Annotated in this window: 9 protein-coding genes; 7 read left to right on the forward strand and 2 right to left on the reverse strand. The window is 72.3% G+C overall.

Annotation, left to right across the window (positions count from 1 at the left end):
* Positions 1–43: 43 nt before the first annotated feature.
* On the forward strand, positions 44–1,045 hold the full coding sequence (gene argF, locus LO771_RS28645) for an ornithine carbamoyltransferase (protein WP_230747827.1): 1,002 nt from the start codon (positions 44–46) through the stop codon (positions 1,043–1,045).
* Positions 1,046–1,174: 129 nt separating this feature from the next.
* Here the strand turns inward: argF and LO771_RS28650 are convergent, their stop codons facing one another.
* Positions 1,175–1,642, reverse strand: a complete 468-nt coding sequence (locus LO771_RS28650) for an ATP-binding protein (protein WP_230747828.1) — start codon at positions 1,640–1,642, stop codon at positions 1,175–1,177.
* 349 nt (positions 1,643–1,991) lie between these two features.
* On the reverse strand, positions 1,992–2,408 hold the full coding sequence (locus LO771_RS28655) for a type II toxin-antitoxin system VapC family toxin (protein WP_230747830.1): 417 nt from the start codon (positions 2,406–2,408) through the stop codon (positions 1,992–1,994).
* 363 nt (positions 2,409–2,771) lie between these two features.
* Between LO771_RS28655 and acnA the strand changes: the two genes are divergently transcribed.
* The 6 genes from acnA to LO771_RS28685 all read left to right on the forward strand — a co-directional run.
* Positions 2,772–5,480, forward strand: a complete 2,709-nt coding sequence (acnA, locus tag LO771_RS28660) for an aconitate hydratase AcnA (RefSeq protein WP_230747832.1) — start codon at positions 2,772–2,774, stop codon at positions 5,478–5,480.
* Between the two features lie 407 nt (positions 5,481–5,887).
* Positions 5,888–7,108, forward strand: coding sequence for an ROK family transcriptional regulator (locus LO771_RS28665; protein ID WP_230747839.1), 1,221 nt, complete (start codon positions 5,888–5,890; stop codon positions 7,106–7,108).
* A gap of 119 nt (positions 7,109–7,227) precedes the next feature.
* Entirely contained in the window at positions 7,228–8,340 is a 1,113-nt protein-coding gene (locus tag LO771_RS28670) for a sugar ABC transporter substrate-binding protein (RefSeq protein ID WP_230747834.1), read from the forward strand.
* A 193-nt stretch (positions 8,341–8,533) separates the two neighbouring features.
* Positions 8,534–9,322 carry an ATP-binding cassette domain-containing protein gene (locus tag LO771_RS28675; RefSeq protein WP_230747837.1) on the forward strand — a complete coding sequence of 263 codons (789 nt, stop codon included), beginning with the start codon at positions 8,534–8,536 and terminating at the stop codon, positions 9,320–9,322.
* Positions 9,319–10,698, forward strand: a complete 1,380-nt coding sequence (locus LO771_RS28680) for a sugar ABC transporter permease (RefSeq protein ID WP_374228270.1) — start codon at positions 9,319–9,321, stop codon at positions 10,696–10,698. The genes LO771_RS28675 and LO771_RS28680 overlap by 4 nt, the downstream gene beginning before the upstream one ends.
* A gap of 426 nt (positions 10,699–11,124) precedes the next feature.
* A partial coding sequence (locus tag LO771_RS28685) for a 1-deoxy-D-xylulose-5-phosphate synthase N-terminal domain-containing protein (protein WP_230747843.1) occupies positions 11,125–11,292 on the forward strand: 168 nt, incomplete at its 3' end.

Genomic DNA, 11,292 nt, shown 5'->3' on the forward strand with positions numbered 1-11,292 from the left:
AGACTTTCCGCTCCCACCGTTCCCGTCACCAGGAGAGCCCGGCATGGCCTTCAACCTCCGCAACCGGCACTTCCTCAAGGAGCTGGACTTCACCCCGGAGGAGTTCCGCTTCCTGATCGACCTGTCGGCGCAGCTGAAGGCGGCCAAGTACGCCGGCACCGAGCAGCCCCGCCTGCGCGGCAGGAACATCGCCCTGCTCTTCGAGAAGGCCTCCACCCGCACCCGCTGCGCCTTCGAGGTCGCCGCCCACGACCAGGGCGCCCACACCACCTACCTGGACCCGGCGGGCTCCCACCTCGGCAGCAAGGAGTCGGTGAAGGACACCGCCCGGGTGCTGGGCCGGATGTTCGACGGCATCCAGTACCGCGGCCACGGCCAGGAGGTCGTCGAGGAGCTCGCCGCCCACGCGGGCGTGCCCGTGTGGAACGGCCTCACCGACGAGTGGCACCCCACCCAGATGCTCGCCGACATGCTCACCGTCCGGGAGCACGGCCGCCGCCCGCTGGAGGAGACGGCGCTCGCCTACCTGGGCGACGCCCGCAACAACATGGGCAACTCGCTGCTGGTCACCGGTGCGCTGCTCGGCCTGGACATCCGCATCGTGGCGCCGCGCGGCCTCTGGCCCTCGGAGGAGGTGCAGGCCGGGGCGCACCGGCTCGCCGCCCGCTCCGGTGCCCGGATCACCCTCACCGAGGACGTCGAGGAGGGCGTCCGGGGCGCGGACTTCCTCTACACCGACGTCTGGGTCTCCATGGGCGAGCCCAAGGAGGTCTGGGCCGAGCGCATCGCCCTGCTGGCCCCGTACCAGGTCTCCATGGAGACCGTCCGGGCCACCGGCAACCCGGGCGTCCGGTTCCTGCACTGCCTCCCCGCCTTCCACGACCTGGGTACCGAGGTCGGGCGGCAGATGCACGCCGCGACCGGCATGGCGGAGCTGGAGGTCACCGACGAGGTGTTCGAGTCCGCGCACTCCGTGGTCTTCGACCAGGCCGAGAACCGGCTGCACACCATCAAGGCCGTCCTGGTCGCCACCCTCGGGGGCTGAGGCACCGCCCTGGGCCCCAGGTGCGTCCCGGCCCCCGCTGACCCCGGCCGCCCGCCTCGTGCGGGCGGCGCCCGCCCGGGCCGCCCGCCCCGGCCGTCCTCCGGGGAGCCGTCCGCCCGGGGGCCGTGCTCACGCGGGGAGCAGCAGGCACCACACGGCCTTGCCGTGCGAGGTGGTCCGGATGCCCGCCCGGTCGGCCACCGACCGGATGATCAGCAGGCCGCGCCCGTTCTCCGCCGTCTCCGCCTCGGCCGGTCCGTCGGCGGCCGCGTGCGGCTCCCCGGCCAGCAGCTCCTGGAGGACGAGGTCCAGCGGCTCGCCGTCGCACACCTCGATGCGGAACCCGCCGGGCTCCCACTCCAGCAGCAGCTCGACGTCGCCGGGGGTGTGCTCCAGGGCGTTGGCCACCAGTTCGGTGGCCGCCAGCGACGCCGCGAAGGAGTCCACGGGGTCGCCGAGGCCGTGCAGGACCTGCTGCACCACCGCGCGGGCGAGGGGGACCGAGTCGGCCTCGTGGGGGAGCGGGAGCGCCCAGGAGCCCTCGCGGGCCGGCCCGGAGGGCACCGCCTGCGCACTGTTCCTCGGCTCGTCGGCCATGGCCGCGGAGCTCCTTCCCGTTCCCGCTGCCGGACGTCCGTCCACGAGGGGTTCGTCCCGGGTCCCCCGCCCGGATGCGCCTTCCGGGGCCCGTCCCCGCGCGGGTGCCGTCCGGTACCGTCCCGGCGGCCGCCGAGGCCTGCCGGACGGCCGTGCCCGGGCCGCTCCTCCCAGGGGTGCCCGGCCGGATCCCTCCACCAGGTGTACGGTCGGCGGCCCCTCCGGGATGGGGGCCGGTCCGGTCGCCCCGCCGCGCGCGGCAACCCCTCCACCTGTACCGTTACCCGCCCGGCGCGGCCCTCACGCGCCCGGCGGCCGCCGGCGGGCGCGTGAGGGCCGCGCCGCCGGGTCAGGCCTCGCCGGCGGGCACCGCGGCGATGCCGCGGACGGTGCAGCGCGGACCGGTCGCCCGCATCAGGCGCAGGTCCGCGGTGACCAGGGGCGCGTCCAGCAGCTCGGCGACGGCCACGTACGCGGCGTCGTCCGGCGTCAGGTTGTCCTTCAGCTCCCAGATCCGGCCCAGCAGCGGCTCCACCGGGATCTTGCGCACCGCGGTCCCGGCCAGCCGGGCGGCGGTCCCGGAGACCTCCTGCGCGGTCAGCCGCCCCGCCAGGTACAGCCCGCGGAGCGACTGCATGACCTCGATCACCAGGTGCTCCGGCGCCGCCCACTCGGCGTCCGCGGCGAGTTCCGCCCGTGCGGCGTCGCCCCGCGCCCCGCGGTCGGCGAGGGCGAGCACCAGGGCCGAGGCGTCGACGACGATCACGTGGGGTCCTCCCGGCACTCCGAAGCCATGATCACGCGTTGCCACGATAGTGCAGCGGTGCACGGCGGCGTCCCGCCCGCCCGTCCGCGCCCGTCCGCGCCCGGCCGCTCCGGCCTCCTCCCCGCGAACCGGGGCGGCGGGTTTGGGCGTACGCCCCGAGGGGACTTCGGGCATGCCTCTCGTCGCCCCCGCAGCGGCCATGCACTATGGTTTATCTCGACATCGAGATATCCGCCGAGAGGCGCACCCGGCCCGGATCCGGCGGGCGGGCCCGGCCGGGACCACCCCGGTCCCCCCGCCCGCCGGCCGGTCGGCCGGGCCGGTCAGGATTGCGTGGCCACACGCACCAAGAAGGAGACAGTCGTGTCCGCGAACAGCTTCGACGCCCGCAGCTCGCTGCAGGTCGGCGACGAGTCGTACGAGATCTTCAAGCTGTCCGCCGTCGAGGGTTCCGAGCGGCTTCCGTACAGCCTGAAGATCCTGCTGGAGAACCTGCTCCGCACGGAGGACGGCGCGAACATCACCGCCGACCACATCCGTGCCCTCGGCGGCTGGGACCAGAGCGCCGAGCCGAGCCAGGAGATCCAGTTCACGCCCGCCCGCGTGATCATGCAGGACTTCACCGGCGTCCCCTGCGTCGTCGACCTCGCCACCATGCGCGAGGCCGTCAAGGAGCTCGGCGGCGACCCCTCCCGGATCAACCCGCTGGCCCCGGCCGAGCTGGTCATCGACCACTCCGTGATCGCCGACAAGTTCGGCACCCCGGAGGCCTTCACCCAGAACGTCGAGATCGAGTACGGCCGCAACAAGGAGCGCTACCAGTTCCTGCGCTGGGGCCAGACCGCCTTCGACGAGTTCAAGGTCGTCCCGCCCGGCACCGGCATCGTCCACCAGGTGAACATCGAGCACCTGGCCCGCACCGTCATGGTCCGCAACGGCCAGGCGTACCCCGACACCTGCGTCGGCACCGACTCGCACACCACCATGGTCAACGGCCTCGGCGTGCTGGGCTGGGGCGTCGGCGGCATCGAGGCCGAGGCCGCCATGCTCGGCCAGCCGGTCTCCATGCTCATCCCGCGCGTGGTCGGCTTCAAGCTCAACGGCCAGCTCCCGGCCGGCGCCACCGCCACCGACCTGGTCCTCACCATCACCGAGATGCTGCGCAAGCACGGCGTGGTCGGCAAGTTCGTCGAGTTCTACGGCGAGGGCGTCACCTCCGTGCCGCTGGCCAACCGCGCCACCATCGGCAACATGTCGCCGGAGTTCGGCTCCACCTGCGCGATCTTCCCGATCGACGACGAGACCGTCTCCTACCTGCGCCTCACCGGCCGCTCCGAGCAGCAGCTCGCGCTCGTCGAGGCCTACGCCAAGGAGCAGGGCCTCTGGCACGACCCGGCCGCCGAGCCGGTGTACTCCGAGTACATCGAGCTGGACCTGGCCACGGTCGTCCCCTCCATCGCCGGCCCGAAGCGCCCGCAGGACCGCGTGGTCCTGGCCGAGGCCGCCGAGCGCTTCCGCACCGCCGTGCGCGACTACATCCGGACCGACGACGAGGCCGGCAAGGAGTCCTTCCCCGCCTCCGACTCCCCGGCCACCGCCGACGGCATCTCCAAGCCGACCCAGGTGACCGCCCCCGACGGCACGGTCTACGAGATCGACAACGGCGCGGTCGTGATCGCCTCGATCACCTCCTGCACCAACACCTCCAACCCCTCGGTGATGCTCGGCGCGGCCATCCTGGCCAAGAAGGCCGTGGAGAAGGGCCTGCGCGCCAAGCCGTGGGTCAAGACCACCCTCGCCCCCGGGTCGAAGGTCGTCATGGACTACTACGAGAAGGCCGGCCTGCTCCCGTACATGGAGAAGCTGGGCTTCAACCTCGTCGGCTACGGCTGCGTCACCTGCATCGGCAACTCCGGCCCGCTGCCGGAGGAGGTCTCCGCCGCCGTCAACGAGCACGACCTCGCGGTCGTCTCGGTCCTCTCCGGCAACCGCAACTTCGAGGGCCGGATCAACCCCGACGTCAAGATGAACTACCTGGCGTCCCCGCCGCTGGTCGTCGCCTACGCGATCGCCGGCAACATGAACGTCGACGTCACCCGTGACGCCCTCGGCACCGACGCCGACGGCAACCCGGTGTACCTCGCCGACATCTGGCCGACCGAGAAGGAGATCGCGGACACCATCGCGTCCTCCATCGACCAGGACATGTTCGCCAAGGACTACGCGGACGTCTTCGCCGGCGACCAGCGCTGGCAGTCGCTGCCGGTCCCGACCGGCGACACCTTCGAGTGGGACGCCGAGTCCACCTACGTCCGCAAGCCCCCGTACTTCGAGGGCATGGCGCAGGAGCCCAGCCCGGTCACCGACATCACCGGCGCCCGCGTGCTGGCCAAGCTCGGCGACTCGGTCACCACCGACCACATCTCGCCGGCCGGCAACATCAAGCCGGGCACCCCCGCCGCGCAGTACCTCACCGAGCACGGCGTGGAGAAGCGCGACTTCAACTCCTACGGCTCGCGCCGCGGCAACCACGAGGTGATGATCCGCGGCACCTTCGCCAACATCCGCCTGCGCAACCAGATCGCGCCGGGCACCGAGGGCGGCTACACCCGCGACTTCACCCAGGACGGCGGGCCGGTCTCCTTCATCTACGACGCCGCCCAGAACTACCAGGCCGCCGGCGTGCCGCTGGTGATCCTGGCGGGCAAGGAGTACGGCTCCGGCTCCTCCCGCGACTGGGCCGCCAAGGGCACCGCGCTGCTCGGCGTCAAGGCCGTCATCGCCGAGTCCTACGAGCGCATCCACCGCTCGAACCTCATCGGCATGGGCGTCCTCCCGCTGCAGTTCCCGGCCGGCGCCTCGGCGCTGTCGCTGGGCCTGACCGGCGAGGAGACCTTCGAGATCACCGGCGTCACCGCGCTCAACGACGGCGGCATCCCGGAGACCGTGCACGTCAAGGCGGGCGACGTCGAGTTCGACGCCAAGGTGCGCATCGACACCCCCGGTGAGGCGGACTACTACCGCAACGGCGGCATCCTGCAGTACGTGCTGCGCTCGCTGATCCGCAAGTAGGCCGCGGCGGGCCCCGCCGGGCCCGCGGCAGCCGGACGGCCGGGCCGCCGCCCCCCCCCGGGGGCGGCGGCCCGGCCGCGTCGTACCGGCGCCCCGGAACCTCCCGAAGCCCAGAAGCCCAGAAGCCCCGAAGCCTCCCGGGGCCCGGTTGCGTTCTTCTCCTGAAGGCAGCGCGCCGCCCTGCACGAAGGTGGTTTCGCCCCCCTGTGTCCCCATCCGTGGTGCCCTGCGGCGCCCCCCGGCCACTCCGGCGAAGGTTTGACAACAATCTGCATTCACTCTTGACGGGACCTTGCGGGATTGGCTCAGCTTGTATTTCACAAGTTGTAACCGAGCTCCGCCGCAACGGCGCGGAAGGGGCCGCGGGCGGTCGGGCCCCGGCACCCCGGGAGGGTTGAAGCATGTCCCTGGACACGCCGGGATCGCAGTCCTCGCTCCACAGGGCGAACCTGGAGCGGGTGCTGCGCGCGGTCCGCATGGCGGGGTCGCTGACCCAGGCGGAGATCGCCCGGAGCACCGGGCTCTCCGCCGCGACGGTGTCCAACATCGTCCGCGAGCTCAAGGAGAGCGGGACGGTGGTGGTCACCCCCACCTCCTCCGGCGGCCGGCGGGCCCGCAGCGTCTCCCTCAGCGCCGACGCCGGGATCGTGGTGGGCGTCGACTTCGGCCACACCCACCTGCGGGTGGCAATCGGCAACCTCGCCCACCGGGTCCTCGCCGAGGAGAGCGAGCCGATCGACGTCGACGTCTCCGCCGCGGACGGCTTCGACCGGGCCGAGACCCTCGTGGGGCGGCTGCTGGCGCAGACCGGCTTCCGCACCGACAAGGTGATCGGGGTGGGGCTCGGCGTCCCGGGCCCGATCGACGTGGAGACCGGCGCGATCGGCTCCACCGCCATCCTGCCCGGCTGGACCGGGGTGGAGCCGGGCCGTGAGCTCTCCTCCCGGCTCGGCGTGCCCGTCCACGTCGACAACGACGCCAACCTGGGCGCGCTGGGCGAGCTGGTCTGGGGCGCGGGGCGGGGCCTGTCCGACCTCGCCTACATCAAGGTGGCCAGCGGCGTGGGCGCCGGGCTGGTGATCAGCGGCCAGATCTACCGGGGGCCGGGCGGCACCGCGGGGGAGATCGGGCACATCACCCTGGACGAGTCCGGTCCGGTGTGCCGCTGCGGCAACCGCGGCTGCCTGGAGACCTTCGTCGGCTCCCGCTACCTGCTCAATCTTCTGAACGCCAGTCACGGGCCGGGCCTCAGCATCCCCCGCATCGTGCAGCTGGCCCAGCGCGGCGACCTGGGCTGCCGGCGGGTCATCGCGGACGTGGGGCGCCAGATCGGCACCGGTGTCGCGAACCTCTGCAACCTGCTCAATCCGCGCCGGGTGATCCTCGGCGGTGATCTGGCCGAGGCCGGTGAGCTGCTGCTTTCCCCGCTCCGCGAGTCGGTGGCCCGGTACGCGATCCCGAGCGCGGCCCGTCAGCTCTCGGTCGTCCCGGGCACGCTGGGCGGCCGGGCCGAGGTGCTCGGCGCCCTGGCGCTGGTGATGAGCGAGATGGGCGATTCGGGTGCTTTGTCGCGTCAGGACGACCTGTCCCGTGCCCGTTCGGTCACGGCTGTGCCTTCGGGAAGATAACGAAAAGGTTCGGATTCGCTGCTATCAGATTTTACTTCTTGACGCTAAGGCGGCCGGAGGGATTGACTCCCTCCAACCTCGGCCGCAGCGTTGCGGCCCTGTCAGGGAGGCAACCCCCCATGAACGCAATGATGCGTCGTGCCGTCATCGGCACCGCTGCTGTCTCGATGGCCCTCTCCGTGGCCGCCTGCGGCTCGGCCGGCGGCGGCAAGAAGGCGGACTCCGCCGCCTCCGGCGCCTCCGGCGGCGGCAGCAAGACCATCGGCCTGCTGCTCCCCGAGAACTCCTCCTCCATCCGCTACGAGTCCTTCGACAAGCCGATCTTCACGGCCAAGGTCAAGGCGCTCTGCCCGGACTGCGAGGTCAAGTACAACAACGCTCAGGGCAACACCGCCACCCAGAAGCAGCAGTTCGACGCGCTGGTCTCGCAGGGCGTGAAGGTCATCGTCCTGGACCCGCAGGACGCCACCGCCACCAAGTCCTGGGTCGAGAGCGCCAAGGCCAAGGGCGTCCAGGTCATCGCGTACGACCGCTTCGCCGCCGGCCCGGTCGCGGGTTACGTCTCCTTCGACAACGAGAAGATCGGCGAGCTGCAGGGCCAGGCCCTCGTGGACGCCCTCGGCGACAAGGCCAAGGACGCCAACGTCGTCATGATCAACGGCGCCGAGACCGACCCGAACGCCGGCCTGTTCAAGCAGGGCGCCCACAAGGTGCTCGACAGCAAGGTCAAGAAGGTCGTCTACGAGCAGTCCGGCGAGTGGGACCCGAAGACCGCGGGCCAGAAGATGGGTGCCGCGATCACCCAGCTCGGCAAGAACGGCTTCCAGGCCGTCTACTCCGCCAACGACGGCATGGCCGCGGCCATCATCACCTCGCTCAAGGGCGCCGGCATCAAGGGTCTGCCGGTGGGCGGCCAGGACGCCGCCTCCGACGCCATCCAGCGCGTCCTCGCCGGCGACCAGACCTACACCATCTACAAGGCGTACAAGCCCGAGGCCGAGGCCGCCGCGCAGATGGCCGTCAACCTGGTCAAGGGCGAGGACGTCAAGTCCGTCGCCACCGCCAGCGCCGACAGCGACACCGCCAAGGGCGTGCCGGCCATCCTCCTGGACGCCAAGGTCGTGACCAAGGACAACGTCAAGGACACGGTCATCGCCGACCAGCTGTACAAGGTGTCGGACATCTGCACCGGCGCCTACGTCAAGGCCTGCGACGCCGCCGGCATCAAGTAAGCGGCTCCGCCCGGACCCGCTCCGGGCGGCCGGTGCCCCCCGCCCTTCCCGCGGGGGGCACCGGCCCCGTTCCGCCGGGACGCTTCCCAGGAAGCCCCCGTGCGTGTTCTCTGACTTGCACGACCCTTTCGCGCCAGGGACGGCGCGGCATCCCGCTCCATCGGTCCGTACCCCGGACGAGCGGCAGAAGGAGATGGTTCACGTGACGAGCGCACCCGTACTGGCGTTGCGCGGGGTCTCCAAGCGGTTCGGTGCCGTCCAGGCGCTCACCGACGTCCACCTGGAGGTCCACGCCGGAGAGGTCGTCGCCCTGGTGGGCGACAACGGCGCCGGCAAGTCCACCCTCGTCAAGACGATCGCGGGTGTGCACCCCATCGACGAAGGCGTCATCGAGTGGGAGGGCAGGCCGGTCCAGATCACCCGGCCGCACGACGCCCAGAACCTCGGCGTCGCCACCGTCTACCAGGACCTCGCGCTCTGCGACAACCTCGACGTGGTCGCCAACCTCTTCCTGGGGCGCGAGATCCTGCGCGGCGGCCGCCTCGACGAGGTCGGCATGGAGAAGCGGGCCCAGGAGCTGCTCGACACCCTGTCGATCCGCATCCCCAGCGTGCGCATCCCCGTCGCCGCGCTCTCCGGCGGCCAGCGCCAGGTCGTCGCCATCGCCCGCGCCCTGGTCGGCGAGCCCAGGATCGTGATCCTGGACGAGCCCACCGCGGCCCTCGGCGTCGAGCAGACCGCCCAGGTCCTCGACCTGGTGGAGCGGCTGCGCGAGCGCGGCCTCGGCGTCATCCTGATCAGCCACAACATGGCGGACGTCAAGGCGGTCGCCGACACGGTCGCCGTCCTGCGGCTGGGTCGCAACAACGGTGTCTTCGACGTGAAGACCACCAGCCACGAAGAGATCATCTCCGCCATCACCGGCGCCACGGAGAATGCCGTGACCCGGCGTCAGGCCCGCATCGCGGAGGCGCAGAAGTGAGCACCAACCCGACCGACGTCTCCAAGGGCGGCCCCGAGGCCCCCGGTCCCGACACCCCTGACACCCCCGGCACCGCGGCCACCGCGACCGAGGCGCCCGCGACCGCCGAGGCCACCGCCGCCGCCGACGCCGCCGCCGCCGAGAGCGCCGCGCCCGTCCGCACCGTGGACCCGCGCCTCCTCGTCCGCGAGGAGGGCTTCAAGGGCTACATCGGCGAGTTCAAGCGGAAGATGCGCAGCGGCGACCTCGGGTCCATCCCGGTCGTCCTCGGCCTCATCCTCATCTGGGGCATCTTCCAGGGGGTCACCGGGACCTTCCTCAACCCGGACAACCTCTCCAACATCACGCTCTACATCGCGGGCCCCGGCCTGATGGCCGTCGGCATCGTCTTCGTGCTGCTGCTCGGCGAGATCGACCTCTCGTCCGGCTCCGTGGCCGGCACCACCGCCGCGATCTCCCTCGTGCTCTCGGTGCAGCACGGCGTCAACGAGTGGCTGGCCGTCGGCATCGCCATCGTCGCGGCCATCGCCATCGGCGCGCTCCACGGCTTCTTCTTCGCCAAGATCGGCGTCCCCGCGTTCGTGGTCACGCTGGCCGGCCTGCTGGGCTGGAGCGGCCTGCAGCAGTGGGTGCTGGGCCAGACCGGCACGATCAACAACCCGCCGGACGGCCTGATCGTCAAGCTGGACAACTACTTCTTCAGCGACGTCGCGGCCGCCTACGGCCTGGCGCTCGTCGGCGTGCTGCTCTACCTGGGCGGCGCCCTGCTGGACGCCAAGCGCCGCCGCGAGGCCGGCCTGCTCGCCCGCCCGGTGGCGGAGATCGTCGTGCGCGCCGCGTTCCTGGCCGTGATCGCCTTCGCCGCCGCGTACACCCTCAACCAGGACCGCGGCCTGCCGCTCGCCCTGGTGGTCTTCCTCGGCATCGTGGTCCTCACCGACTGGGTGCTGCGCCGCACCTCCTACGGCCGCCAGATCTTCGCGGTCGGCGGCAGCATCGAGGCGGCCCGCCGCGCCGGCATCAACGTGGCCTGGGTCCGGATCTCGGTCTTCATGATCTCGGCCGGCATGGCGGCCCTCGGCGGCCTCTTCATCGCCTCCCAGTCCGGTGCCGCGGACAAGGCGCTGGGCAGCGGCAACGTGCTGATGAACGCGATCGCCGCGGCCGTCATCGGCGGCACCAGCCTCTTCGGCGGCCGGGGCAAGACCTGGTCGGCGCTGCTCGGCATCCTGGTCATCCAGTCGATCGTCCAGGGCCTCAACCTGGAGGGCATCGACACCTCGATCCAGTACATGATCACCGGTGCCGTGCTGCTGGCCGCGGTCGTCCTCGACTCGGTCTCCCGCCGCACCCAGAAGGCGTCCGGCCGCGGCTGACGCCCCCGCCTCCCACCGGCCAGCCGGTCCGGGCCGCACGTCCGAGGGGGACGTGCGCTCCGGACGGCCGGTGGGCTTCCCCGGGCGCCGGAGGGCGCGCGGGGCATGCCTGCCCGGCACCCAAGCCGCTCGGGTGCCGGGCATCGGCATGCCCCGGCCCGGGAGCCGCGCCCCCCGGGCCGGCGGCGCCCCGGGACGCGCCGGGCCGCGGGAGGCCGCCGCCCGGCCGCGCCCGCCGCACGCACGGCGGCCGCGCCCCCGGATCCCGGGCGCGCCGGTCCCGGGGCCCCACGGGGCGTCCTCCGTCCGAGGGGCGGACATTAGACTCGACGGGCCGGGTGTTCCCGGTGCCGCCGGACCCTCACCGGCGGGGGGACGCCGCACACCTGCGGACATGCCCGCAGACCTGCGAAGAAGGAGGAACGGGTGGCCCTGCTGACCCGCATTCGGGGACCGCGCGATCTCGACCGGCTCACCCCCGCACAGCTGGCGGAGCTCGCCGAGGAGATCCGGGGGTTCCTGGTGGACGCGGTCTCGCGGACCGGCGGTCACCTCGGCCCCAACCTCGGCGTGGTGGAGCTCACCATCGCGCTG

Source organism: Streptacidiphilus sp. ASG 303, assembly GCF_020991365.1.
In the GTDB taxonomy this organism is placed as follows: domain Bacteria; phylum Actinomycetota; class Actinomycetes; order Streptomycetales; family Streptomycetaceae; genus Peterkaempfera.